General features: G+C 64.6%; 20 protein-coding genes, 1 tRNA gene and 3 pseudogenes. 18 read left to right on the plus strand and 6 right to left on the minus strand.

Annotated features, from left to right (window positions below):
- Positions 1 to 59: 59 nt before the first annotated feature.
- The 4 genes from cysS to tilS all read left to right on the plus strand — a co-directional run bounded on the left by cysS (position 60) and on the right by tilS (position 5,031).
- Positions 60 to 1,457 (plus strand): cysteine--tRNA ligase, encoded by a 1,398-nt coding sequence (cysS, locus tag AQ610_RS07085; protein WP_006026001.1) that lies wholly within the window; start codon positions 60 to 62, stop codon positions 1,455 to 1,457.
- Positions 1,458 to 1,504: 47 nt separating this feature from the next.
- Positions 1,505 to 2,443, plus strand: a complete 939-nt coding sequence (locus AQ610_RS07090; protein WP_015600103.1) for a DNA-3-methyladenine glycosylase family protein — start codon at positions 1,505 to 1,507, stop codon at positions 2,441 to 2,443.
- 103 nt (positions 2,444 to 2,546) lie between these two features.
- The gene (locus tag AQ610_RS07095; RefSeq protein ID WP_006026003.1) at positions 2,547 to 3,518 is read left to right on the plus strand and encodes an acetyl-CoA carboxylase carboxyltransferase subunit alpha; all 972 of its coding nucleotides are present in this window, start codon (positions 2,547 to 2,549) and stop codon (positions 3,516 to 3,518) included.
- Positions 3,519 to 3,561: 43 nt separating this feature from the next.
- The gene (gene tilS / locus AQ610_RS07100) at positions 3,562 to 5,031 is read left to right on the plus strand and encodes a tRNA lysidine(34) synthetase TilS (protein ID WP_006026004.1); all 1,470 of its coding nucleotides are present in this window, start codon (positions 3,562 to 3,564) and stop codon (positions 5,029 to 5,031) included.
- Positions 5,032 to 5,146: 115 nt separating this feature from the next.
- Here the strand turns inward: tilS and AQ610_RS32910 are convergent, their stop codons facing one another.
- Positions 5,147 to 5,389: a hypothetical protein gene (locus tag AQ610_RS32910; protein ID WP_075644981.1), complete on the minus strand. Its 243-nt coding sequence runs from the start codon at positions 5,387 to 5,389 to the stop codon at positions 5,147 to 5,149.
- Between AQ610_RS32910 and AQ610_RS07105 the strand changes: the two genes are divergently transcribed.
- From AQ610_RS07105 to AQ610_RS38340, 3 genes and pseudogenes are all read left to right on the plus strand, one after another.
- The gene (locus AQ610_RS07105) at positions 5,372 to 6,622 is read left to right on the plus strand and encodes an aspartate kinase (protein WP_006026005.1); all 1,251 of its coding nucleotides are present in this window, start codon (positions 5,372 to 5,374) and stop codon (positions 6,620 to 6,622) included. The two genes, AQ610_RS32910 and AQ610_RS07105, sit on opposite strands and share 18 nt — an antisense overlap.
- A 113-nt stretch (positions 6,623 to 6,735) precedes the next feature.
- Positions 6,736 to 6,829 (plus strand) — tRNA-Ser (locus AQ610_RS07110).
- A gap of 468 nt (positions 6,830 to 7,297) precedes the next feature.
- Positions 7,298 to 7,672 (plus strand): annotated as a pseudogene (locus AQ610_RS38340) (type I restriction endonuclease subunit R); the annotation flags it as partial.
- Positions 7,673 to 8,075: 403 nt separating this feature from the next.
- Here AQ610_RS38340 and AQ610_RS07120 read toward each other — a convergent pair.
- A complete protein-coding gene (locus AQ610_RS07120; protein WP_043282491.1) occupies positions 8,076 to 8,651 on the minus strand; it encodes a TetR/AcrR family transcriptional regulator in 576 nt (191 codons plus the stop codon).
- Between the two features lie 124 nt (positions 8,652 to 8,775).
- On the opposite strand from AQ610_RS07120, the gene AQ610_RS07125 reads away from it, so the two are divergent.
- A complete protein-coding gene (locus AQ610_RS07125; protein ID WP_041861624.1) occupies positions 8,776 to 9,474 on the plus strand; it encodes a glutathione S-transferase in 699 nt (232 codons plus the stop codon).
- A 114-nt stretch (positions 9,475 to 9,588) separates the two neighbouring features.
- The gene (locus AQ610_RS07130) at positions 9,589 to 11,058 is read left to right on the plus strand and encodes an aldehyde dehydrogenase family protein (RefSeq protein ID WP_006026007.1); all 1,470 of its coding nucleotides are present in this window, start codon (positions 9,589 to 9,591) and stop codon (positions 11,056 to 11,058) included.
- Between the two features lie 136 nt (positions 11,059 to 11,194).
- Here AQ610_RS07130 and AQ610_RS07135 read toward each other — a convergent pair whose 3' ends face one another.
- The gene (locus AQ610_RS07135; RefSeq protein ID WP_043282492.1) at positions 11,195 to 11,716 is read right to left on the minus strand and encodes a DUF2867 domain-containing protein; all 522 of its coding nucleotides are present in this window, start codon (positions 11,714 to 11,716) and stop codon (positions 11,195 to 11,197) included.
- A 243-nt stretch (positions 11,717 to 11,959) separates the two neighbouring features.
- The gene (locus AQ610_RS07140) at positions 11,960 to 12,589 is read right to left on the minus strand and encodes a TetR/AcrR family transcriptional regulator (protein ID WP_043282416.1); all 630 of its coding nucleotides are present in this window, start codon (positions 12,587 to 12,589) and stop codon (positions 11,960 to 11,962) included.
- A gap of 445 nt (positions 12,590 to 13,034) precedes the next feature.
- Here AQ610_RS07140 and AQ610_RS07145 point away from each other — a divergent pair, with 445 nt between their 5' ends.
- The 5 genes and pseudogenes from AQ610_RS07145 (at position 13,035) to map (ending at position 16,340) form a co-directional block, all read left to right on the plus strand.
- Positions 13,035 to 14,165, plus strand: coding sequence for an alpha/beta fold hydrolase (locus AQ610_RS07145; protein ID WP_009912899.1), 1,131 nt, complete (start codon positions 13,035 to 13,037; stop codon positions 14,163 to 14,165).
- 336 nt (positions 14,166 to 14,501) lie between these two features.
- Positions 14,502 to 14,877: pseudogene (locus tag AQ610_RS32920) on the plus strand (hypothetical protein); the annotation flags it as partial.
- A pseudogene (locus AQ610_RS32925) lies at positions 14,874 to 15,174 on the plus strand (lyase family protein); the annotation flags it as partial. The pseudogenes AQ610_RS32920 and AQ610_RS32925, both read left to right, overlap by 4 nt.
- Positions 15,175 to 15,288: 114 nt before the next feature.
- Positions 15,289 to 15,513: a ParD-like family protein gene (locus tag AQ610_RS07155; RefSeq protein WP_006026011.1), complete on the plus strand. Its 225-nt coding sequence runs from the start codon at positions 15,289 to 15,291 to the stop codon at positions 15,511 to 15,513.
- Positions 15,513 to 16,340: a type I methionyl aminopeptidase gene (gene map, locus AQ610_RS07160; RefSeq protein ID WP_009912896.1), complete on the plus strand. Its 828-nt coding sequence runs from the start codon at positions 15,513 to 15,515 to the stop codon at positions 16,338 to 16,340. The genes AQ610_RS07155 and map overlap by 1 nt, the downstream gene beginning before the upstream one ends.
- 143 nt (positions 16,341 to 16,483) lie before the next feature.
- Here map and AQ610_RS07165 read toward each other — a convergent pair whose 3' ends face one another.
- Complete coding sequence (locus AQ610_RS07165) at positions 16,484 to 17,050, minus strand: TetR/AcrR family transcriptional regulator (protein ID WP_006026013.1); 567 nt, start codon at positions 17,048 to 17,050, stop codon at positions 16,484 to 16,486.
- A 110-nt stretch (positions 17,051 to 17,160) separates the two neighbouring features.
- Here AQ610_RS07165 and AQ610_RS07170 point away from each other — a divergent pair, with 110 nt between their 5' ends.
- Together AQ610_RS07170 and AQ610_RS07175 are read left to right on the plus strand one after the other, a co-directional pair.
- The gene (locus AQ610_RS07170) at positions 17,161 to 19,494 is read left to right on the plus strand and encodes a molybdopterin oxidoreductase family protein (RefSeq protein WP_006026014.1); all 2,334 of its coding nucleotides are present in this window, start codon (positions 17,161 to 17,163) and stop codon (positions 19,492 to 19,494) included.
- Between the two features lie 315 nt (positions 19,495 to 19,809).
- Positions 19,810 to 20,166, plus strand: coding sequence for a hypothetical protein (locus AQ610_RS07175; protein WP_006026015.1), 357 nt, complete (start codon positions 19,810 to 19,812; stop codon positions 20,164 to 20,166).
- A gap of 85 nt (positions 20,167 to 20,251) precedes the next feature.
- On the opposite strand, the gene fabI is transcribed toward AQ610_RS07175, so the two are convergent.
- Positions 20,252 to 21,043 (minus strand): enoyl-ACP reductase FabI, encoded by a 792-nt coding sequence (gene fabI / locus AQ610_RS07180; RefSeq protein ID WP_006026016.1) that lies wholly within the window; start codon positions 21,041 to 21,043, stop codon positions 20,252 to 20,254.
- A gap of 120 nt (positions 21,044 to 21,163) precedes the next feature.
- On the opposite strand from fabI, the gene AQ610_RS07185 reads away from it, so the two are divergent.
- Positions 21,164 to 23,116, plus strand: a complete 1,953-nt coding sequence (locus AQ610_RS07185) for an extracellular solute-binding protein (protein ID WP_006026017.1) — start codon at positions 21,164 to 21,166, stop codon at positions 23,114 to 23,116.
- A gap of 178 nt (positions 23,117 to 23,294) precedes the next feature.
- Positions 23,295 to 24,335 carry a microcin C ABC transporter permease YejB gene (locus tag AQ610_RS07190; protein ID WP_006026018.1) on the plus strand — a complete coding sequence of 347 codons (1,041 nt, stop codon included), beginning with the start codon at positions 23,295 to 23,297 and terminating at the stop codon, positions 24,333 to 24,335.
- Position 24,336 lies beyond the last annotated feature (1 nt).

Genomic DNA, 24,336 nt, shown 5'->3' on the forward strand with positions numbered 1-24,336 from the left:
GGGTGCCGCATGCACGGCGGGCATCGCCAGGCGGTTTCCCTCGGCTCACTTTCGTCTCTATGGAATCACTGCGCATCTACAACACGCTCGCGCGTGACAAGCAAGTCTTCGTGCCGCGGCAGCCCGGCGAAGTGCGGATGTACGTCTGCGGGATCACCGTCTATGACTATTGCCATATCGGCCATGCGCGGATGGTGGTCGTGTTCGACGTCGTCCAGCGCTGGTTGCGCGCGGCCGGCTATCGCGTGACGTACGTGCGCAACATCACCGACATCGACGACAAGATCATCCGCCGCGCGGTCGAGAACGGCGAGACGATCCAGTCGCTCACGAGCCGCTTCACCCGCGCGATGAACGTGGATTTTGACGCGCTCGGCGTCGAGCGGCCGGACATCGAGCCGCGCGCGACCGATTTCATCCCGCAGATGCTCGGGATGATCGAGAAGCTCGAGGCGAACGGCTACGCGTACCAGGCGAAGGACGGCGACGTCAATTACTCGGTCCGCAAGTTCGCGAACTACGGCAAGCTGTCCGGCAAGTCGCTCGAGGACTTGCGCGCGGGCGAGCGCGTCGCCGCGAACGACGCGAAGGAAGATCCGCTCGATTTCGTGCTGTGGAAGCGCGCGAAGCCGCAGGATCCGGCCGGCGCGTCGTGGGAATCGAAGTACGGCGCGGGCCGTCCGGGCTGGCACATCGAATGCTCGGCGATGGGCTGCACGCTGCTCGGCGAGCACTTCGACATCCACGGCGGCGGCCAGGACCTGCAGTTCCCGCACCACGAGAACGAGATCGCGCAAAGCGAGGGCGCGACCGGACAAACTTTTGTCAATTATTGGATGCACAACGGTTTCGTGCAGGTCGATAGTGAGAAGATGTCGAAGTCGCTCGGCAACTTCTTCACGATCCGCGAAGTGCTGGAGAAGTTCGATGCCGAAGTCGTGCGCTTCTTCATCGTTCGCACCCACTATCGTTCGCCGCTCAATTACAGCGACGTTCATCTCGACGACGCGCGCGCGTCGCTCACGCGTCTTTACACGGCGCTGAAGGACGCGACGCCGGATGTGGCGCCGCTCGACTGGAGCGAGGCGCACGCGCGGCGTTTTGCGGCCGCGATGAACGACGACTTCAACACGGCGGTCGCGGTGGCCGTGCTGTTCGAGCTCGCGACCGAGGTGAACCGCACGCGCGAGCCGGCGCTCGCGCGCCAGCTCAAGCGGCTCGCGGGCGTGCTCGGCCTGCTCGGCCGCGAGCCGCGCGAGTTCCTGCAGCAAGCGGCGGGCGCCGCGCGCGCGGGCGCGCTCGAGCCGGAAGAGATCGAAGCGAAGATCGCCGCGCGCGTCGCGGCGAAGCAGGCGAAGAACTATGCCGAAGCGGACCGGATCCGCGCGGAACTGCTCGAAGCCGGGATCGCACTTGAAGACAAACCGGGCGGATCGACCGAGTGGCGTCGCGTATGAGCGCGCATGGTCTGTCCCGCTGATCGATTCGCCAGGTAGGAGGCTAGATGGCAACGGCCAGAAAAGCGCCGGCTAAGCGCGCGGCGACGCAGCCGCCGATTGCGGCCAAGCGGGCCGGCGCGCGTGCGCCGGCGGTGCACAAGGCGGGCGCGAAGCGCGCGGCGCCGAACGGCGCGGCCAATGGCGCCGCGCACAAGCCGAGCTTGCGCACGGCGGCTGCGAAGTCGGCGCGCGCGAAGGTCGATGGCGAGCGCGTCGCCGACGCATTGCCGCGCGAGGCCGCCGTAACCGCGGCGGAGCCCGCCGCGCGCAAGGCGCGCGTATCGGAGGCAGCCGTGCCCGTGCAGCTCTCCGACGCCGAGACGGTCGCGCGTCCGCCATACTGGGACAAGGCGTGCGCCGATCTCGTCAAGCGCGACCGGATTCTCAAGAAGCTGATCCCGAAGTTCGGTCCCGCGCATCTCGTCAAGCGCGGCGATTCGTTCGTCACGCTCGCGCGCTCGGTGGTCGGCCAGCAGATCTCGGTCGCCGCCGCGCAATCGGTTTGGGTCAAGATCGAGACCGCGTGCCCGAAGCTCGCGCCGCCGCAGATCATCAAGCTCGGCCAGGAAAAGCTGATCGCGTGCGGCCTGTCGAAGCGCAAGTCCGAATATATTCTCGATCTCGCCCGGCACTTCGTGTCGGGCGCGCTTCACGTCGACAAATGGGCGACGATGGACGACGAGGGCGTGATCGCCGAACTCACGCAGATTCGCGGGATCGGCCGCTGGACGGCCGAGATGTTCCTGATCTTCAACCTGTCGCGGCCGGACGTGCTGCCGCTCGACGATCTGGGGCTCATTCGCGCGATCAGCGTCAATTATTTCAGCGGCGAGCCCGTCACGCGCAGCGAGGCGCGCGAGGTGGCGGCGAACTGGGAGCCGTGGCGGACGGTCGCCACCTGGTACATGTGGCGCAGTCTCGATCCGCTGACCGCCGTTAACTGATCAAAGCTATTGCTTTTCGTCAATCGATAGTTGCGGCCCGGTCTTGCGTCCGGCGGGCGCGGTTAGAATACGCGCTGCCGCAAGATTCAAGGATTTCAGACACATGAAGACCACCTTTCTGGATTTCGAACAGCCGATCGCCGAGCTCGAGGCGAAAATCGAGGAACTGCGCTTCGTGCAGGACGATTCGGCTGTCGACATTTCGGAAGAGATCGAGCGGCTGTCGAAAAAGAGCCAGCAGCTCACGAAGGATCTGTACGCGAACCTGACGCCTTGGCAGGTGTCGCAGATCGCGCGCCATCCGCAGCGGCCGTATACGCTCGATTACGTGAGCGAGCTCTTCACCGATTTCCATGAACTGCACGGCGACCGCGCGTTCGCGGACGACCAGTCGATCGTCGGCGGCCTCGCCCGCTTCAACGGCCATGCGTGCATGGTGATCGGCCACCAGAAAGGCCGCGACACGAAGGAGCGCGCCGCACGCAATTTCGGGATGCCGCGCCCGGAGGGCTATCGGAAGGCGGAGCGCCTGATGCGCGTCGCCGAAAAGTTCGGGCTGCCGATCTTCACGTTCGTCGACACGCCGGGTGCGTATCCGGGCGTCGGCGCGGAAGAGCGCGGCCAGTCGGAGGCGATCGGCCACAGTCTGTACGTGATGGCCGAGCTGAAGACGCCGATCATCGCGACGGTGATCGGCGAGGGCGGCTCGGGCGGCGCGCTCGCGATCGCGGTTGCCGATACGGTGACGATGCTGCAGTTCTCGACGTACTCGGTGATCTCGCCGGAAGGGTGCGCGTCGATTCTGTGGAAGAGCGCCGCGAAGGCGCCGGAAGCGGCCGAGGCGCTCGGCCTGACCGCGCATCGGCTGAAGGCGCTCGGCCTCGTCGACAAGATCGTCAACGAGCCGCTCGGCGGCGCGCATCGCGATCCGAAGGGAATGGCCGCGCTGCTGCGCCGCGCGCTCGGCGATTCGCTGCGCCAGTTCCAGGGCATGAGTGTCGACGCGCTGCGCGAGCGCCGCTTCGGACGTCTGATGGCCTACGGCAAGTTCAAGGAAACGACGCCGCGCGCGTGAGCGCCGGGCCGTCGACTCACTAGGCGCGCCGCGCCTTCCCGCCGTGATTCCCCCGCATGAATTTTCCGCCGATCGCGTCGTGCTCGACGCGATCGGCGTCGCATTGTCCACGCTGCCCGACGATGCGCCGATCGCGATCGCGTATAGCGGCGGCCTCGATTCGACCGTGCTGCTGCACGCGGCCGCGCGCATCGCGGGCGCCGGGCGCTGCATCGCGCTGCATGTTCACCACGGCCTGAGCGCGAACGCCGACGCGTGGCTCGCGCATTGCGCGGAAACGGCGGAAGCGCTCGGCGTGCGGTTCGACGCGGCGCGCGTCGACGTGCCGTGCGCGAGCGGGCAGGGCGTCGAAGCGAGCGCGCGCGAGGCGCGCTATCGCGCGCTCGAGACGATGTGCGCGCGGCACGGCGCGCGCACGCTGTGGCTCGCGCAGCATGCGGACGATCAGGCGGAGACGGTGCTGCTGCAACTGCTGCGCGGCGCGGGCATCGCGGGGCTGGCGGCGATGGCGCCGCAGTACCGGCCGGCGCCCGCCGACGTCGTGCGCGTGCGGCCGCTGCTGCACCTGCTGCGTGCGCAGCTCGAGCGCTACGCGCAGCAGCATGCGCTGCGCTGGATTGACGACGAATCGAATGCAGATACGCGCTATGCGCGCAATGCGCTGCGCGTCGACGTGCTGCCCGCGCTTGCGCCGCACTTTCCCGGCTTTCGCGATGCGCTCGGCCGCACGGCGCAGCATGCGGCGGCGGCCCAGCGTCTGCTCGACGATCTCGCCGCGATCGATCTGCGCGCGGTCGCGCGCGACGACGCTCGCGTGTTGTCGCGTGATGCGCTCGTCGCGCTCGACGACGAGCGCGGCGCGAATCTGCTGCGCTACTGGATGCGCTCGCTCGGGCTGCCGGGCGCGTCGGCCGCGCGCCTTGCCGAGATGATGAAGCAGTTGCGCGCGGCGCGCGACGCGCATGCGCTGCGCGTCGATCATGCGGGATGGCGTCTGCGTCTCTATCGCGACGATGTTCAATGGGAAGCGGGTGACGGCGGCGCATCGCCAGCGGCGCGAACCGCGCGCGCCGCTGCGGCTGACGATGACGCCCGCGACGACGCGGCCGATGCCGCGGGCGCCGCGCGGCGGCTGGAATGCGTGCTCGCGTGGCGGGGGCAGGCGGTGTGGCGCCTGCCTGAATGGCGCGGCACCTTCGTGTTCAGCCCGGCGGCGGCGCACGAGCACGATGCGGTGCCGGAGGCGCTGCTCGCGGCCGCCGACCTGCGCGCCTGCGCGCGCGCGGGCGGCGAGCGGATGCGCACGTGGCAGGGCGGCCCCGGGCGCACGCTGAAGAATCTGTTCCAGGAGCGCGGCGTGCCCGCGTGGCAGCGCGACGTGCCGCTGTTGTACGTGGGCGAGCGGCTGCTGTTCGTGCCGCGCATCGGCGTGAACCGCGCGGTGCACGACGGCGCCGATACGCCGGGTGGCTGGCGGCGCATCGAATGGCGGCCGGACATGCTGATCGCTTGAGCGGCGCATCCGGCGCGCATCGCGGCGGATGCGCATCCCGTATTGGCGGAAAAAGGTTGCGATCCGGCCTGCCGACGTCCGCTCGGCTTGTCAAGCAGCCGTCGATCGGGTACGCTCAAGCGTTTGCTCGGCTCGACTTTCGAGCGTTTTGTGCAGGTTTCCCGCGTGACGTACCCGGTTTGCGCGGCCTGATCCGCCTTCTCCGGGCAAATCGCCACGCCCGCGTGCTGCGCCCCAGCCGTTCTTCCCGTCGTCCGTCCACAGCCACAAGCCGCGTGACCGAACGGCACCGCGGTCTGTCCAGTACGCCCGTGCGGCCCTTCTCCAGTTCTGAACGACAATGGCACTCATCGTACATAAATACGGCGGCACTTCGATGGGCTCGGTCGAGCGCATCAAGAACGTCGCGAAACGCGTCGCAAAATGGCATCAGGCCGGGCACCAGATGGTGGTCGTGCCGTCCGCGATGTCCGGCGAAACGAACCGCCTGCTCGGTCTCGCGAAAGAGATCTCGAGCCAGCCGAGCCCGCGCGAGCTCGACGTGATCGCGTCGACGGGCGAGCAGGTCAGCGTCGGCCTCTTGTCGATCGCGATGCAGGAAATCGGCGTCGAGGCGGTGAGCTACGCCGGCTGGCAGGTGCCCATCAAGACCGACAGCGCGTACACGAAGGCGCGCATTCATTCGATCGACGACGAGCGCGTGCGCCGCGATCTCGAAGCGGGCAAGGTCGTCATCATCACGGGTTTTCAGGGCGTCGATCCGAGCGGCCACATCACGACGCTCGGCCGCGGCGGCTCGGACACGTCGGCGGTCGCGGTCGCGGCGGCGCTCGAGGCGGACGAATGCCTGATCTATACGGACGTCGACGGGGTGTACACGACCGATCCGCGCGTCGTCGAAGAGGCGCGCCGGCTCGATAGCGTGACCTTCGAGGAAATGCTGGAAATGGCGAGCCTCGGCTCGAAAGTGCTGCAGATCCGCTCGGTCGAGTTCGCGGGCAAGTACCGCGTGAAGACGCGCGTGCTGTCGAGCCTCACCGATCCGCAGATTCCGCTCGACGAAGAGATGCGCTCGGGCACCCTGATTACTTTTGAAGAAGACGAGACCATGGAAAAGGCAGTCATTTCCGGCATTGCGTTCCAGCGCGACGAAGCGCGCATTGCGGTGATGGGCGTGCCCGACAAGCCGGGCATCGCATATCAGATCCTCGGCCCCGTCGCGGACGCGAACATCGACGTCGACATGATCATCCAGAACCAGAGCGTCGAAGGGAAAACCGACTTCACGTTCACGGTCGGCCGCGGCGACTACCAGAAGGCGATGGACATCCTGACGAACCAGGTGAAGGGCCACGTGAACGCCGAGCAGGTGCTGGGCGACCCGAAGGTGTCGAAGGTATCGGTGGTCGGCGTCGGGATGCGTTCGCACGTCGGCGTGGCGAGCACGATGTTCCGCACGCTGTCTGAGGAGGGCATCAACATCCAGATGATCTCGACGTCCGAAATCAAGATTTCGGTACTGATCGACGAGAAATACATGGAATTGGCGGTGCGCGCGCTGCACAAGGCATTCGAACTCGACCAGGCGTGACGAAATTTCCGTGACGCGCTGAACAAAATGCGTCGCGGAAATTGACCTTGGCCCCGTAACCCTATAGAATCTTGGTTTCGTCGCGCTGCCTCCCTGGCGCGAGCGAAGGTTTGGGAGACGTGGCCGAGAGGTCGAAGGCACTCCCCTGCTAAGGGAGCATCTGGGCCAAAACCTGGATCGAGGGTTCGAATCCCTCCGTCTCCGCCAGTTAATGGCGGCGAAACCCCGCAGAGTCTAGGCTCTGCGGGGTTTTTGTTTGGCGGTCACTATCAAAGCGACTAGCAAAACACTCGGCGCTTCAACAGCCCGTCCCAGCCGAAAATTCAGTCAACCTCCATCGGTTCCTGAGCGCAAGGATACCCTAGACAATGGATTTCGATCGTTCCGTGGCGAGATGAGCGGCGGCTAGGGCTCCGGCCGCGCCATGACACAAGGTGTCCGGTGCTAGAACGGCGTGTGGCGCAGATCGCCTTGCGCGCACTGAGACCGTCCGACGCCTTCCGTATATATAGAATGGCGACTGTCGTCGTCCGCACGAAGGTCGTGAGCATTGTAATAGAGCCAGCCTAGAACGCTGGAACATCGAATGAGCCCCTGCCGTTGATGCGGGCGACTTTGTGCAAATGAGTACGCTAGGTTTGGGGCAATAACCAAGGAGGCGCGATGGCGGGGGCAATGCGAGAAGGCGTGATGACGGAGGCAGACACTTGCCGTGAATTCGTCACGCCGCGATTGATCGAGGCCGGCTGGGCAACAGAGGGTCATGCCATTGGCGAACAGCGCACTTTCACTGATGGCCGCATCATGGTCAGCGGGGGCAAGGTGTGGCGTGGCAAGCAAAAACGGGCCGATTACCTGCTCTTTTTCGACGCGACTTTCCGCTGGCAGTGGTGGAGGCCAAGGAAATAGGCATGCCCGCTGAAACCGGGGGGGCAGCAGGCGCGTGAGTACGCGGAAATCCTCGGCCTCAAGTTTGCGTACGCCACCAACGGCCACCGCATCATCGAGATCGACTACCCCACCGGGACGGAGCGGGAAGTTGAACGCTATGACGCTCATCGAACCCTAGGTGTTGCGCGATGCCGACACGGAATGAAGGAAGTGTTTCCAGAGTGGATCATTCTATCTAATTCGCCGATGTCGCGTGCACTGTGAGCGAGTTCAAAGAACGATGACGGAAGACGGCAAAATGCGCGCGAATGGATGTCGAGATGCCATGCATTTCGCTTGGCCTGTACAAGACGTTCACCTGCAATAAACGTAGTGAGGATGACTTAACGAGTATTCGTACTCGTGGATCACTCTAGATCCAATGCTCCAATTCTGACACCGTCACCACCCCTGGTTCAGCCAACGAAATCAGTTCGCGATGCACCGCTGTATCTTCACGCAAGAGCCGCCCCAGTTGCGGCAACAATGGGGGCGTGGGTGTATCACGCGATTCACGAGCGTGCTAGGCAGGAAGTAGACCGGCCGCACGATAGCCGTCGATCAATGTGTCGTAAAGGGAGACGTCCGAACGGCTCCTCGCAATGAGCTGTGCGCCAGCTACAGCAGCGAAGATGGCGCGGGCCCGTTGATCACTCCTTTTTGAGTCAACAACCTCCGCCGATGAGAGAGCCTTGCTCAGCCAAGCAATGTGCACCTCAGCGAAGGTTCGGACTTCTTTCATCACTTCATCGGGAAGGTCATCGCTTTCGGCAGCCATGAAACTGCACAAGCAGATCCGATTTGCGTTTTCCAGCGCCTTGCGGAACGTTTCGGGATAGCGGTGCAGGCAGTGCAACGGGTCCGGGGATTCGGCCTGGAGGGCTTCAAGAACCGCTGCCGAGTCCTCCCAATAGCGTCGTGCCACCGCTGCACCGAGGTTGGCCTTGTTTGCGAAGTGGTGATAGATGCTAGCGGGTCTGATACCGACGTCTTCCGCGAGATCCCGAAAATTCAACCCACTGTAGCCGTGGGCCTGAGCAATCTTCGTGGCCGCCGCCAGGATCCGCTCCCTGGAGCCTGTGTTCGATTCGTTCTTCACTTGTACGGTTCTCCGCATCGACGACTCAGTGTTGACAACCCGGATTGTAACGCATATGGTAAATCTAACGAACGTTAGGTAGACAATGTCGTTCGCCACAACACAACCGCGGAAGGAAAGCCAAATGAGTGCTACTGCAACGAGCATCAATGACCATCAATTGTCGACGATGACGATTTATGACTTCCCGCAAGGGCCGTATCCGACGCGTGTTCGCATTGCGTTGGCGGAAAAGAATCTGCAATCGCGAGTGCGTTTCGTGCTGGTCGATCTGTACGCGGGCGAGCACAAGAAGCCCGAATTCATGGCGAGCAAGAATTACTCGGGCACGCTGCCGGTGCTCGAACTCGATGACGGGACCTGCATCGCCGAGTGCACGGCCATCACGGAGTACCTTGATGGACTCGATGGCGTGCCGACACTGACTGGCATGGCGCCGCTCGAAAAAGGCGTGATCCACATGATGAGCAAGCGTGCCGAATTGGAACTGCTCGACGCGATAAGCGTGTATTTCCATCACGGGACGCCGGGCCTGGGGCCGCAGGTCGAGCTGTACCAGAACCCCGAATGGGGATTCAGGCAGCGCGACAAGGCCCTGCGCGGGATGCATTACTTCGATGCTGTTCTACGAAACCAGCCGTACGTTGCGGGCAACGAATTTTCGATGGCCGACATCACCGTAATCGGCGGCCTGGTCTTCGCTTCTATCGTCAAGCTGCCAGTGCCAGCCGAGTGCACCGCGCTGCTGGCGTGGTACGAAAGAATGCAGGAGCGGCCCAGCGTAAGTACCCAGCCGGCGTTTTCCGTACTGGCGGCCGACTGAAAAAATTTCATTCTTTCAAAGTCAGTATTCCTACCAATCGCCGAAAGATCCGCCTATTTGTTGCGGGGATTCGCGGCAGCGGCACCTCAGCGTCCATACTTTGGAGAATAATTCATGTCCGCATTACCTCAAGCAGTTCAGTCTGTTGGCATTTTCCACGGCCCGTATTACCTCAGCATTGCTGGTAATCTTGTGAAGTCGCAAGATAGCTTTGATGTAATCAACCCGGCTACTGGTGAAGTATTCGCCAAGGCTCCGGCAGCCTCAGCCGAGCAGCTTGAAGAAGCCGTCGCAGCGGCCAGGCATGCGTTCAAAGCCTGGTCTGCGCTTGGCTACGATGGGCGCCAGAAGTACCTCAACGCGTACGCCGATGCACTCGAAGTACATCGGGATGAGCTGTCACGCCTGCTGACCCTTGAACAGGGGAAGCCGCTGAAGACCATGGCGGAGCCGGAGGTCGATCAGTCCATCTCGTGGATTCGTCAGATTGCCGCCCGTCGAATTCCGGTCGAGATCGTCGAGGAGACCGAAGAACATATTGTCGAGTTGCACCATACGCCGCTCGGCGTGATCGGCGCCATCACACCGTGGAATTTTCCGGTGCTGCTTGCACTTTGGAAGGTGGCGCCTGCGCTGATTACTGGCAACACCATGGTGATCAAGCCTTCGCCCTTTACTCCCTTATCAGCACTGCGCTTTGGGCAGATTGCGCAATCCGTCCTGCCGCCAGGCGTGCTGTCGGTAGTTTCGGGGGGCAGTGAACTTGGCCCGCTGCTGACCAATCATCCCGACATCGCCAAGATCAGTTTCACAGGTTCTACAGAGACGGGAAAGCACGTGTTGCGCGCTGCCGCTGGAACGGTCAAACGCGTGACGCTTGAAATGGGTGGTAACGACGCAGCGATTGTGCTTCCCGACGCAGACTACAGATCGATCATCCCTCAACTCTTTTGGGGGGCTATCGGTAACTCAGGCCAGTGGTGTGTCGGTATCAAGCGTCTCTACGTTCACCGGTCGCTCTATCCCGATTTCGTGAAGACCTTCGTCGACTATGCACGGCAACAAAAGCTTGGCAACGGGCTCGATCCTGAGGTTACGATCGGACCGGTGCAGAACAGAATGCAGTATGAAAAGGTGAAAGATTTTCTCGACGACATCAAGGCTAACGGCCAGAAGATTGTTCTTGGTGGGAACGTCGACGAAAGCCGCCCCGGCTATTTTATTCCGGTTACGATTGTCGACAACCCACCGGAGAACGCGAAAATCGTCCAGGAGGAGCAGTTCGGCCCGATCGTACCGATCATCGCCTACGACGATGTAGACGATGTAATCGATCGCGCCAATAACAGCCCGTTTGGCCTCGGCGGCTCGGTCTGGGGCCGCGATACCCAAGCCGCAGTTGCGGTAGCGAACCGCCTGGAAACGGGAATGGTCTGGGTGAACGAGATCCATACCCAAGGCGTTGACATTCCGTTTGGCGGACACAAGCAATCAGGCCTCGGTACGGAACATGGTGCTGAAGGTCGTCAACTCTTTACCAATCCGAAGACGGTGTTGATAAGGAAAACCGTCAGCCAGCGATGAGTGCCTGCTAATGAAGGGGACGAGCGCGTGACTGATCAGGATAGCTACGCCTGGTCCTGGCCGCTCTCAGGAACCCGCGACTTTGAGCGTCTGGCCATCTACGGCCCGCTGGAAGGAGCGTTGATCGGAATCGCCGCTACCGGCCGGGCCATCCGAGCTTCTGTGCCCGGTCGAGCGAGGCTCGCACGACGAGGCGATGGAAAGGAGCGATAAGGCCAAGATAGACCCGACCCAGCAGACGATTGTAGAAAACAAGCGTAGTGACTGTCAGTCGCTGGGGCCGGTCCTCAGATGCAGGCAGCACGAGAACCGACACGCGGAAATCAAGATGCGTGTCGTCCTCGCCCAGAATGATCTCGTCTTTATGCCGTTCGAACACGCGAAAAATACTTAGCCGGTCGTCCTTCGCGATTTTCAGATCAATCGTTCTTTTAAGGCCGAATGGCCATACCGCAATGTCGCGAACTCCCAGCAGCATCGCGATCCACTTGGGTTGCCCTGCAAAGATGTATCGAGCGAGAGACTCTGCGTCGTTGCAGGCAGTCGCTGGCAAGTCCACCGCAAATGCGTCAACAAAATCAGCCTTGCCGTACGAGCGGCTCAGCCGTGAGGTCGCCGGCGGGCCGACCTGTTCGGTTTTCTTCGAATTCGCCTGCATGCTCATTCTCCATGCGTTCAAGTTGCCCGGCTGCCTCAGTGCGACCCAAGCGAACGCAGTCGAGAGAATTAGCGTGACATATTCCTGCGTGAGCCGAAGCCAAACTGATTGCGGCGGTCCGGCAATGGACAATGCTAAGACATTCATCCGGTGGCTGGGCGTCTGCGAACGGACATTCGCGAAAGACTGACGCTCTTCGGATGACCGGTGCCAATTTCGTCCGGCCGAGAACATTGGACCGGATCACCCCTCGGGGGCAGCCCACCTTTGGACACTGACCTCTGCCAGCGCCTCGAATATAGCCGGCGTGCGTTCCAGGCGGGCGATCGTCCGCGCGCCTTCGAGGGCGGCTACCAATGCGGCTGCGGTAGAGGACGCGCGCGCGGGAGCGAAACCGCACCCCCTAAAATGCTCCGCAATAATCCCGGTCGACTCAACAAATCCGCGCGCTACCCGTTTGGTCAGCTCAGCGTCGAGCGCGGGCAACTCATTCGCCAGATTTTGCATTAGACATCCATACTGGAAATCAGCGGCGACCATTTCGGCCGCGAATGTCCTGAAAATCTGATGAACAAAATTCAGAGCATCACCCGTCGTATTCGCCGAGATGTCCCGTAATACGGCAATTCGATTCGCAACGTAATTATCGATTGCTTCTTCTGCGAGTTGCGCCTTACCGCGTGGAAAGTGAAAGTAGAACGATCCTTTAGGCGCACCGCTTTCTTCAAGGATCTGGATCAATCCCGTCGCAGTGTAGCCTTGGATGCGAAACAGTCGTTCGGCCGTGGCAATCGCGCGAGCACGGGCGTCAGTCTTACGTGGCATGCCGAGAACATAGCACGTTTTGCTTGATGGTTCTATGGTGATTGCCATATTATGGCGATCACCATACTAGGAGTCCGGCGATGCTCCCCGACCCAATCGCAAGCCAGGAAGGTTCGTTCAGTGATGCGCAACCTGCCCAGATTGCGGCAGGAATACTTCAAGACGAAGCACGCGGGCTTCCTCGCTCACCCTCTGCCGAGCGTCTTCGTTTCGGAGCTAATCGTCCTCGATTGCCCGGCCGCCGTGCGAATTGTTCGTCGCGTGCGCTGCCGCAGAAGCTGAAGATAGCGCTTGCACGTGGACGGTGCGCTCCGTCATGAGTCATCCACTTAGCTTCAAGCCATCGGCGTCCCGACGAGCCGTCTTAGCGATGGGCGCGGCCAGCCTGGTTGCGGCTGTACTTCGACCCGCCCGTGCAACCCCCATAGGAGAAATTGATTTGTCCACATCAACATATGGCGAGGGAACGCTTCCGAATAGGGTTCGCTCGCGCATGATCCATGGGGTCAACGGCCTCGATGTCCATATTCTCGAGGCCGGTTACGAAAGCCCCGGCCTGCCGCTCGTGCTGCTTCTGCACGGCTTTCCGGATCTGGCTTACGGCTGGCGACACCTGATCCCGATTCTGGCTGACGCCGGCTACCATGTCGTGGCGCCTGACCAGCGGGGTTTTGGCCGCACCACCGGTTGGGTGAACGACTACGACGCTCCGCTAGCGCCCTTCAGCCTCCTGAACATGACGCGTGACGCCCTCGGATTGGTTTTGGCGTTGGGGTATCGGCGCACCGCAATGCTCGTCGGGCACGACCTCGGCTCGCCCGTGGCGGCCTATTGTGCGCTAGCCCGACCGGACGTCTTTCCCTCAGTGGTGCTGATGAGCGCACCGTTCCCCGGTCCGCCCGTGCTTCCGTTCAACACCGCGGAAAGCGAGGCATCGTCGGTTCAACCGAATACTGGCAATCAAAAGTTAGCGGCCGCGTTGGCGGCGCTCGACCCGCCGAGAGAGTATTACCAGCAATACCTGAGCACACGGGAGGCGAACCATGACATGTGGCACCCCCCTCAAGGCCTACACGCGTTTCTTCGTGCATTTTTCTACGTCAAGAGCGCCGACTGGCCGGGAAATAAGCCGCATCCGTTAAAGGCGCTAACCGCCGCAGAACTTGCACAAATGCCCACCTATTACGTCATGGATCTCGGCAAGACGATGCCCGAGACCGTCGCTCCATTCCAACCTTCCTCCGCCGAGGTCCTGGCCAGCAAATGGCTCACCGAGCCGGAACTTGGGGTGTACACGGAGGAGTATGGCCGCACGGGATTTCAAGGCGCTCTGCAGGCTTATCGCGTCTTTGCCGATCCTGACCTGAACGCTGAGTTGCGCCTGTTTTCGGGCAAGACGATCGATGTCCCGTCGCTCTTCATTGGCGGGAAGAGCGATTGGGGCACCTATTCGGCGCCGGGCGCGCTCGATCTTATGAGGACCAAGGCGACGACGAGAATGGGGGGCATCGAGCTGATCGACGGCGCCGGTCACTGGATCCAACAGGAGCAGCCGGTTCGGCTCAGCGAACTCTTGCTCGCCTTCATCAAGGAGGTAGCTGGGGCGGATCACACCAGCGGTTAGGTTGGGGAATGGCTATCGTTGCTCTTGAAAATATCGTCCGGCCTCCAGACCACCGTCCCGTCAGGTCCGTCACGTTTCAGTGATGCGCTTTTGGCTGGATGGTCCCGGTCTGGCATCAGCTTCCGCCTCCGCTGCCCTCGATCGGGGAGTGACACATGCTCCCCGATGTTGAACGACGTCCCGGGGGCTAGATGCACTTAACGACCGAAAGACGTTCTACACCGGACACCGACTTCGCTTCGGTCCCAAGGACCGCAGTGGGTCGGCGAAATGCGTCCGCCGAGCAACGCACGGTTAGCGTGCCCAACTTCTGCGATGCAGCAGAGAACGCCAGTTTCGACGGCCTATGGCGCGACGCTGCCGCTGCGGCTCGCGCTGGCGCTGCGCGTCGCGCGCGCGATCGGCGAGCGCGCGCAGTCGAGCCGGCTCGTCAACGCATGCTATCCGGACGCATCGAACGAAGTCCTCGCGCGGCTCGGCCACGACGTGGCGTGCAGCATCGGCAACGTCGCGACGCTGGCCGCGACGTATGCCAGCGCAACTGGGCGTCGAGGCGCCGCGGCGGCTGCGGATGCTCGCGCATCGTCGGCAAGTCGCGGCGGCCATCGCCGGGCGGAGCCGCCTGCATCCGCCGCGGGTATGGATCGACGGCGCGGCACAGTGCACGCCGGATGCGCTGCCCGACGTGCGGCTGCCGGCCGGCCCATCGCTCGCCGGTCGCTCGATTTTCGCTCGGCCCACACACAGGTCGCGCAAGCGGTGCGGGAAAGCGTCGCGCAGGGGCGCGCGAGCCATGACGCGGATCCCGACTTCGTGTCGCGCGCGCCGCTGGATTGGGCGCGCAGCCATCGGTTTCGGCGGCGGCCCGGGCGCGGCCGATCTGAATCATGGCGTCGCGCGTGCGTGCCGTGCGGTCGCCGCCGACGAAGCCGCGTTTCGCCGCAAGCAGGACGTGTGGCGGGAAGCGGAGCAAATGCGGCGGCTTGCGGCGCAGCAATTGGCGGGCGACCGATCGGCCCGGCGCGTGACGGCTGCGGTCGCCGCCAGGCCTCAGCGATGGCTTGATCGTTTCAGTGCCTGTCGGTAATATACGCTTCGTATATAAACTGTATAAAATCGTGCGATGGGAATAGTCAAGATATCCGACGCGATGCATGAATCGCTGCGTCACGCGAGCGCCGCTCTGAGCCGGTCGATCAACGCGCAGGCGGAGCACTGGCTGCGCATCGGGATGCTCGCGGAATTGCATCCGACACTGACCTACGCGGAGATTTGCCGCCTGTTGATCGAGACTGAAATCCAGGGCGACGAAGCGACGCCGCCCGTCGACGCCGCGAGGAGTGCATGATGGTGCGTTCTCGACAGGTCCCGATCCGCACGCAAGCCGAGATCGCGATGGCGCGCCGCGCCGGCACGATGGCGGCGAAGGTGTTGAGCATGATCGCGCCGCACGTGCGGGCCGGCGTGACGACCAACGAGCTCGACCGGCTATGCCGCGAGTACATCGTCGACGTGCTGCGCGCGCGGCCCGCGAACATCGGCTATCACGGGTATCCGAAGACGATCTGCGCGTCCGTGAACCACGTGGTCTGCCACGGCATTCCGTCCGATCACGCCTTGAAGGACGGCGACATCGTCAATATCGACGTCGCGCTCGAGATGGACGGCTGGTATGGCGACACGAGCCGCATGTACTTCGTCGGCGAGCCGGCCGAGCCGGCGCGGCGTCTCGTCGACGCGACCTGCGAGGCGATGCTGGCGGGCATCGCGGCGGTGCGCCCGGGCGCGACGCTCGGCGACGTCGGCCATGCGATCCAGCGCGTCGCGCATCGCGAGGGCTTCAGCGTCGTGCGCGAGTATTGCGGCCACGGCATCGGCCGCATCTATCACGACGAGCCGCAAGTGCTCCACTACGGACGGCCGGGCACGGGGCTGCGTCTCGCGCCCGGGATGATCTTCACGATCGAGCCGATGCTCAACGCGGGGCGCGCCGAAACGCGGCAGCTCGCCGACGGCTGGACGGTCGTGACGCAGGACCGCTCGTGGTCCGCGCAGTGGGAGCATATGGTCGTCGTGACGGAAGACGGCTTCGACATCCTGACGCCCTGGCCGGATGGCGAGTCCGAGCAGTCGCCGGTCGCGGTGGAGGCCGGCGGCGCGGTCGAGCGGGGCTGAATAGACGGCGCGGGCGATGGTTCGCCCGCGCGCGTCGGGCCGCGATGCGTGCGCCGCGTGACACGTCGTTCTCGCGCGTGTCCGGCACGCCGGCGTTTACGATGCACGCATGCACGCCGAATCCGGCGCGTGCGATGCGTCCTTCACTTCTTCTGCTGCGTGTCGCCGTCGAATGATCGTATCGTGTACGCGAGCACCGCGCGCAGCACTTCGCCGCGGCGCTCGGGCGTCGCCATCGCGCGCGCGACGAGCACCGCGCCGATCGCCGCGCAGCCGAGCGTCCACGCGGCTTCGTCGTCGTCGAGCGCGCTCGCGAGCGACGCCTGGAAGCGCTTGATCAGGTCTTCGAACATCTTGCGGGTCGCGACGTCGGCGCGCGCGATCTCCGCGCCGAGCGCGGGCACGGGGCAGCCGAGCTCCGGATGATCCGCGTGCGCGGTGCTCAGATAGCTTCGCAATGCGGCGACGAGGTCGTCCTTCGAGCGGTTCTCGACCGTCGCGAGCACCTTCGACATCTCGTGCTCGACGATCGCGTGCAGGAATTCCGGCTTCGAGCGGAATTGCGAATAGAACGCACCCGTCGTCACGCCGGCCGCCGCGGTGAGCGCATCCATGCCGGTGTTCGCGAAGCCGTTCTGCTTTGCAAGCGCGGCGCCCGCCTCGACGAGGCGCGCCCGGCTTGCCTCCTTGTGTTTCGGTGAATAACGCATGTCCGTTCCGTTTTCGAGGCTTTGTTCGATTGACGTCGATGGAAGTATAGAATAACGTCCGTTACGATAACGACCGTTATTCAATATTCACCCTTCCCCGATCCCGGCGGATGCGCCGGCAGATGGAGCGTGCGATGGCAGTCGAAAAAACCGCCTGTATTTTGTGTTCGCGCAATTGCGGCCTCGTCGTCGACGTCGTGGGCGGCAAGTTCGCGAAAATCCGCGGCGACGACGATCATCCGGTTTCGAAAGGCTATCTGTGCCAGAAGGCCGCGCGTCTCGCGTACTACCAGCATCACGACGACCGCCTCACGCACCCGCTGCGCCGCGAGCCCGACGGCAGCTTCGTGCGCGTCACGTGGGACGAGGCGCTCGACGACATCGCGCAGCGCCTCGTCGCGCTGCGCGAGCGGCACGGCGGCGACGCGTTCGCGTTCATCGGCGGCGGCGGGCAGGGCAATCACGTCGGCGGCGCGTACAGCCGGCAATTGCTCGCGGCGATGCGAAGCCGCTTTGCGTACAACGCGCTCGGCCAGGAGAAGACCGGCGATTTCTGGCTCAACGGCCGACTGTTCGGCCGTCAGGATTGCCACACGACCGAGGACATCGAGCATGCGGACTACGTGCTCGTCATCGGCGCGAATCCCTATCAGGCGCACGGCATCCCGAACGCGCGCGACACGCTGCGCGAGCTGAAGAAGGACCCGGACCGCACGCTCGTCGTCGTCGATCCGCGCCGCTCGGAGACGGCGAAGCTCGCCGATCTGCATCTGCAGGTGCGGCCGGGCGCGGACGCGTATCTGATGAGCGCGATGCTCGCGATCATGCTGCGCGACGATCTGATCGACCGCGAGTTCATCGCGCGGCGCTGCACGGGCTTCGAGTTCGTCGAGCGCGTGCTGCGCGACGTGCCGATCGCCGAATACGCGCGCCGCGCGGACGTGCCGCTCGAGGACATCGAGCGCGTCGCGCGCGGATTCGCGACCGCGCGCGCGGCTTGCCTGCGCATCGATCTCGGCATCCAGCAAACGCTGCACACGACGCTCAACGGCTACCTCGAGAAGCTGCTGTTTCTCGTGACCGGCAATTTCGGCAAGCGCGGCGGCAACAACCTGCATTCGTTCCTGCTGCCCGTCATCGGCCATACCGACGAGCGCGCGAGCAGGAACGGCAAGCCGCTCAAGCGGACCGCGCATCACCGGATGTTTCCGATCGCGGGCATCTATCCGCCGAACATCCTGCCCGACGAGATCGAGCTCGCGGGCGAGAAGCGCGTGCGTGCGGCGTTCGTCGACAGCGCGAACCCGGTCGTCACGTATGCCGATTCGAACGCGTACGAGCGCGCGTTCGGCAAGCTGGAGCTGCTCGTCGTGATCGACGTCGCGATGACCGAGACCGCGCGCCTCGCGCACTATGTGCTGCCCGCCGCGTCGCAGTTCGAGAAATGGGAGGCGACGGGCTTCAACCTCGAGTTTCCCGCGAACGCGTTCCATCTGCGTCATCCGCTGCTGCCGCCGCTCGGTGAATCGCTGCCGGAGCCGGAGATCTACACGCGGCTGCTCGAGAAGATGGGCGAGCTGCCGCGCCGCTTCCCGCTGCTCGAGCGCATCGCGCGGCTCGAGCCCCGTGCGTCGAAGCATCTCGCCTACATGGGTGCGCTCGGGATCGCGCTCGCGGCGAACAAGAAGTGGCAGCGTCACGCGGCGTCGATCGTCTATCGAACGCTCGGCCGCGCGCTGCCGAACGACGCGGCGGGGATCGCGCCGCTGCTGCCGCTCACGATGTTGTATGCGCAGCGGCATGACGCGGCCGTGCGCCGCGCGGGATTTCGCGGCAGCCGCGCGACGCTCGGCACGGCGCTCTTTCGCGGGATTCTCGAACGGCGCTCGGGGACGTTGATCAGCGTTCACGAGTTCGACGAAATGTGGCGTTTCATTCGCCATCCGGACGGCCGCGTGCATCTGCACATTCCGGAGATGATCGACGAGTTGCGCGCACTCGAGACGGAGACGCCGCCCGGCGCCGACTATCCGTTCGTGCTGATGGCGGGCGAGCGGCGCGCGTACAACGCGAACCAGATCTATCGCGACCCGACGTGGCGCAAGGTCGATCCGCACGGCTCGCTGCGGATTCATCCGGACGACGCGGCGGCGCTCGGCGTCGCGGACGGCGGCAGGCTCGTGTGCGCGTCGGCGACGGGCAGCATCGAAGTCGTCGCCGAGTTCGACGACAGCGTGCGGCGCGGGATGGTCACGTTGCCGCACGGCTATGGCATGCGCTACAAAGGCGGGCCGCCGATCGGGCCCGAGCTCAATCGTCTGACGTCGGGCGCGCATTGCGATCCGCTGTCGCGCACGCCTTATCACAAATACGTGCCCGTGCATTTGCGCGCCGTCGATATGCCGGTTGCCGCGCCCGCGACCGTCGAAGCCGAGCCGGCTTGATTGCGCGCGCCGCCGCGCGAGGTGGATTTCGTTCGCTTCCGATTTCTCCGCTCGGTGGTCTGCCGCCCCGTTCGCGCGTGCGGGCCGGGCTGCCGTCCGGCTCCCGGTCTTTCCCTTCCGTCTCTCCCGCCTGCCTCTTCCTCCGTGGTGCTCGTGTTGCCGCCTCTTCGCAGCCGCCGCGGGCCCGAATGTAACCAAAAGTTAGCCCGCCGATGCGGCTGCGATGCCGCGCATCAGTTCTTACAAAGTTGAAATATGCGGTGCAGACGGTTCCCGCTATAGTCGAATCCAACGAATCAACCAGAAGGGGAGTCCATGAAAACCTTGCGTGCTGCCTCGCTCGCGGCCGGTCTCGCCGCGCTGCTCGCATCTGGCGCCGCGTTGGCGGGCGTCAGCGTCGGCATCAACGTCGGCGTGCCCGCACCCGTCTACGTCGCTCCGGCGCCCGTTTATGCGCCGCCGCCGCCCCCCGTCGTGTACCAGCCGGCCCCCGTCTATGCGCCGGCGCCCGTCTACGTGCCCGCGCCGTCGATCGTGATCGGCTGGCACGGCGACCGTTACTGGGACGGCCGCCGCTACTGGGGGCGTGACGAGTGGTATCGCCATCGCGGCCGCGATTGGGACCGCGGCGGCCACTGGGACAACGGCCGCCACAACGGCTGGCGTCACTGATTCCGTCGCGTGTCCGCGGCCGGCCACGCGACGGCTGCCGGCCGGCATGCGGCGCGACGGCCGCAGCGCTGGCGCGCTGACTCCTTTACTCTTCGAGGCCAGCCATCCCGCCCACCACCGCGTTGAAGCCCGAGTCGACGTGCATGACTTCGGCCGTGACCCCGCTCGCGAGGTCCGACAGCAGGAACGCGCCCGCGTTGCCGACCTGCTCGATCGTCACGTTGCGCTTGAGCGGCGAGTTGCTTTCGACGAAGTCGAGAATCTTGCCGAAGCTCTTGATGCCGCTCGCCGCGAGCGTCTTGATCGGGCCCGCCGAGATCGCGTTCACGCGCACGCCCTTCGCGCCGAGCGACACCGCGAGATAACGGACGCTCGCTTCGAGCGCCGCCTTCGCGAGGCCCATCGTGTTGTAGTTCGGAATCGCCCGTTCCGCGCCGAGATACGAGAGCGTGAGCAGCGACGCGTCTTCCGACAGCATCGGCAGCGCGGCCTTCGCGAGCGCGGGGAAGCTGTATGCGGAGATGTCGTGCGCGATGCGGAAGTTCTCGCGCGTGAGGCCGTCGAGGAAGTCGCCCGCGATCGCCTCGCGCGGCGCGAAGCCGATCGAGTGGACGAGGCCGTCGAGCGTGTCCCAGTGCGTCTTCAGCGATGCGAAGAGCGCGTCGATCTGCGCGTCGTCGGCGACGTCGCACGGGAACACGAGCTCGCTGCCGAACTCGGCCGCGAACTCGGTGATGCGATCCTTGAAGCGATCGCCGACGTAGGTGAACGCCAGCTCGGCGCCTTCGCGCTTGCACGCCTTGGCGATGCCGTAAGCGATCGAACGGTTCGACAAGAGGCCCGTCAGCAGAATACGTTTACCGTCGAGAAAGCCCATGAATTCTCCTATGTGTGGCGCCCGCGCCCGCACGGTCGGCAGGCGGCGGTTGGCTGCAACCGGTTGCGAATGGGTAGAATTCTCTCACATCGCCATCCTCGAACGACTGCCAACACCCCCATGACGATCGGTTCGCTCCGGGCTCGCCGGCCGCGACCGCCGCGACGCGCGGCGGCATCAGAACAGGCCGCGCAAGCCGCCGCGCCGCAACGGGCGGCCCGCGTGCGCGCCGCGCTCGCGCGTGTCGCACGCCGCGCGGCGGCAGGCGTCGCGCTCGCGCTTGCCGCGGCGCCGGCGGCGCACGCCGCCTACGCGATCGCGCAGTACGGCGAGCCGAAGTACCCGCCCGGCTTCAGGCATTTCGACTACGTGAATCCCGACGCGCCGAAAGGCGGCACGCTCGTGCTCGCGAATCCGAACCGGCTCACGACGTTCGACAAGTTCAATCCGTTCACGATGCGCGGCAACCCGGCGCCCGGGATCGACCTGCTGTTCGAGAGCCTGACGACGGGCAGCGCCGACGAGCCCGCTTCCGCGTACGGCCTGCTCGCGGACGACATCGCCGTCGCGCCGGACGGGCTGTCGGTCACGTTTCATCTGAATCCGCGCGCGCGCTTCTCGAACGGAGAACCCGTCACCGCAGCGGACGTCAAGCATTCGTTCGACACGCTGAAGAGCCCGAAGGCGGCGCCGCAGTACCCGGCCTACTACGCGGACATCACGCGCGCGGTGATCGTCGATCCGGCGACCGTGCGCTTCGAGTTTCGCAGGAAGAACCGCGAGCTGCCGCTGATCGCGGGCGGCATCCCGGTGTTCTCGCGCAAATGGGGCTTGCGCGCGGACGGCTCGCGCATTGCGTTCGACCAGCTCGCGTTCGAGCAGCCGATCGGCAGCGGCCCGTACCTGATCGAGCGCTACGACAGCGGGCGCACGATCACGTACCGGCGCAATCCCGCTTACTGGGGCGCGGCGCTTGCCGTGCGGATCGGCACGAACAACTTCGAGCGCATCGTCTACAAGCTGTACGGCGATGGCGTCGCGCGGCTCGAGGCGTTCAAGGCGGGCGAATACGACGTGCTCGTCGAATACATCGCGCGCAACTGGGCGCGGCGCGACGTCGGCAAGCGCTTCGACAGCGGCGAGCTCGTCAAGCGCGAGTTCCGCCAGCACAACGGCGCGGGGATGCAGGGCTTCTTCATGAACCTGCGGCGGCCGCTGTTCCAGGACGTGCGGGTGCGCCACGCGCTCGATCTCGCGTTCGATTTCGAATGGCTGAACCGGCAGCTCTTCTACGGCGCCTACACGCGTCAGAACAGCTACTTCGCCGATACCGACCTGCAGGCGACGGGCCTGCCGAGCGCGGGCGAGCTCGCGCTGCTGAATCCGTTGCGCGCGCAGCTCGATGCGGCCGTGTTCGGGCCGATGACCGTGCAGCCCGCCACCGATCCGCCCGCGTCGCTGCGCGCGAACCTGCTGAAGGCGCGCGCGCTGCTCGCCGAGGCCGGCTGGACCTACCGCGACGGCGCGCTGCGCAACGCGAAGGGCGAGCCGTTCGTGTTCGAGATCCTCGACGATTCGGGCTCGGCGTTCGAGCCGGTGGTCGCCGCGTACATCCGCAATCTCGCGAAGCTCGGGATCGTCGCGAAGTACCGGACAGCCGATTACGCGCTGCTGCAAAAGCGCCTCGACGCATTCGACTACGACATGACGACGGTGCGCTACCCGGGCGTCCAGGTGCCGGGCGCCGAGCAGGTCGCGCGCTTCGCGAGCCGCTACGCGGACGAGCCGGGCTCGGACAACCTGACGGGGCTCAAGTCGCCCGCGGTCGACGCGATCCTGAGGGCGCTCACGCAGGCCGAGACGCGGCAGGAACTGCTCGACGCGACGCACGCGCTCGACCGCGTGCTGATGCACGGCTACTATGCGGTGCCGCAGTGGTACAGCGCGACCCACCGGATCGCGTTCAAGCGCACGCTCGCCTATCCGTCGACGCTGCCGCTGTACTATTCGGCGGAAGGCTGGGTCGCATCGACGTGGTGGGCGAAGCCCGAGCATGGCGCGCCCGCGCGCTAGCCCGGCCGTGCGGGTCGCGCGCCGGCCGAGCCCGGTCGGGCGGCGGCGGCCCGGCTGACCCGCGTGCCGCGCGCGGCTTGGCGCGCGGCGCGAAGTACGATGTGAAGCGCGATGCAACGAGCGGCCCTCCGCCGCCGCGCCGATTGACGAAACCGTTCGAACACGCCCGAATGCGCCTATGTGGAGCTACATCCTCAAACGTCTGCTGCTGATGATCCCGACGCTCGTCGGCGTTTTGACCATCACGTTCGCGGTGATCCAGTTCGTGCCGGGCGGCCCCGTCGAGCAGGCGGTGCAGGAGCTGCGCAAGGGCGCCGAGCGGGGCAGCACGCCGTTCGGGATGCGCTCGTACACGGGCGTCGACGCGCAGCAGCTCGCGCAGCTCAAGGCGCTGTACGGCTTCGACAAGCCGCCCCTCGAGCGCTACTGGCTGATGCTCGAGCGCTTCGCGCGCTTCGATCTCGGCGACAGCTACTTTCACCATCAGAGCGTGTGGTCGCTCGTCGTATCGAAGCTGCCGGTGTCGATCAGCATCGGCGTGTGGACGTTCCTGCTCACGTATCTGATATCGGTGCCGCTCGGCATCGCGAAGGCGGTGCGCAACGGCTCGCCGTTCGATTTCGCGACGAGCCTCGTCGTGCTCGTCGGCTATGCGATTCCGGGCTTCGTGCTCGGCGTGCTGCTGCTCGTGCTGTTCGGCGGCGGCTCGTTCTGGCAGATCTTCCCGCTGCGCGGCCTCACGTCGGACAACTTCGCGCAGCTCACGCTAGCCGGCAAGATCGCCGATTACCTGTGGCACATCGCGCTGCCCATCATCGCGTCGGTCGTCGGCAGCTTCGCGGTGATCACGATGCTCACGAAGAACGCGTTCCTCGACGAGATCCGCAAGCAGTACGTGCTGACCGCGCGCGCGAAGGGGCTCGCCGAGCGCACAGTGCTGGGCAAGCACGTGTTCCGCAATGCACTGCTGCCGCTCGTCGTCGGCTTTCCTGCCGCGTTCATCGGCGCGTTCTTCACGGGCAGCCTGCTGATCGAGACGCTCTTCTCGCTCGACGGGCTCGGCCTTCTGTCATACGAATCGGTGATCCGGCGCGACTATCCGGTCGTGCTCGGCACGCTGTACGTCTTCACGCTGATCGGGCTCGCGACGAAGCTCGTATCCGATCTCTGCTACGTGTGGGTCGACCCGCGCGTTCAATTCGAGCAACTGGAGCGCTGAT

Origin of the sequence: Burkholderia humptydooensis (genome assembly GCF_001513745.1) — a bacterium.
Taxonomy (GTDB): Bacteria; Pseudomonadota; Gammaproteobacteria; order Burkholderiales; family Burkholderiaceae; genus Burkholderia; species Burkholderia humptydooensis.

Coding starts and splice junctions, on each gene's coding strand:
- cysS (WP_006026001.1), top strand. CDS start 60: ATGGAATCACTGCGCATCTACAACACGCTCGCGCGTGACAAGCAAGTC.
- AQ610_RS07090 (WP_015600103.1), top strand. CDS start 1,505: ATGGCAACGGCCAGAAAAGCGCCGGCTAAGCGCGCGGCGACGCAGCCG.
- AQ610_RS07095 (WP_006026003.1), top strand. CDS start 2,547: ATGAAGACCACCTTTCTGGATTTCGAACAGCCGATCGCCGAGCTCGAG.
- AQ610_RS07105 (WP_006026005.1), top strand. CDS start 5,372: ATGGCACTCATCGTACATAAATACGGCGGCACTTCGATGGGCTCGGTC.
- AQ610_RS32910 (WP_075644981.1), bottom strand. CDS start 5,389: ATGTACGATGAGTGCCATTGTCGTTCAGAACTGGAGAAGGGCCGCACG.
- AQ610_RS07125 (WP_041861624.1), top strand. CDS start 8,776: ATGAGTGCTACTGCAACGAGCATCAATGACCATCAATTGTCGACGATG.
- AQ610_RS07130 (WP_006026007.1), top strand. CDS start 9,589: ATGTCCGCATTACCTCAAGCAGTTCAGTCTGTTGGCATTTTCCACGGC.
- AQ610_RS07135 (WP_043282492.1), bottom strand. CDS start 11,716: ATGCAGGCGAATTCGAAGAAAACCGAACAGGTCGGCCCGCCGGCGACC.
- AQ610_RS07140 (WP_043282416.1), bottom strand. CDS start 12,589: ATGGCAATCACCATAGAACCATCAAGCAAAACGTGCTATGTTCTCGGC.
- AQ610_RS07145 (WP_009912899.1), top strand. CDS start 13,035: ATGATCCATGGGGTCAACGGCCTCGATGTCCATATTCTCGAGGCCGGT.
- AQ610_RS07155 (WP_006026011.1), top strand. CDS start 15,289: ATGGGAATAGTCAAGATATCCGACGCGATGCATGAATCGCTGCGTCAC.
- map (WP_009912896.1), top strand. CDS start 15,513: ATGGTGCGTTCTCGACAGGTCCCGATCCGCACGCAAGCCGAGATCGCG.
- AQ610_RS07165 (WP_006026013.1), bottom strand. CDS start 17,050: ATGCGTTATTCACCGAAACACAAGGAGGCAAGCCGGGCGCGCCTCGTC.
- AQ610_RS07170 (WP_006026014.1), top strand. CDS start 17,161: ATGCGCCGGCAGATGGAGCGTGCGATGGCAGTCGAAAAAACCGCCTGT.
- AQ610_RS07175 (WP_006026015.1), top strand. CDS start 19,810: ATGAAAACCTTGCGTGCTGCCTCGCTCGCGGCCGGTCTCGCCGCGCTG.
- fabI (WP_006026016.1), bottom strand. CDS start 21,043: ATGGGCTTTCTCGACGGTAAACGTATTCTGCTGACGGGCCTCTTGTCG.
- AQ610_RS07185 (WP_006026017.1), top strand. CDS start 21,164: ATGACGATCGGTTCGCTCCGGGCTCGCCGGCCGCGACCGCCGCGACGC.
- AQ610_RS07190 (WP_006026018.1), top strand. CDS start 23,295: ATGTGGAGCTACATCCTCAAACGTCTGCTGCTGATGATCCCGACGCTC.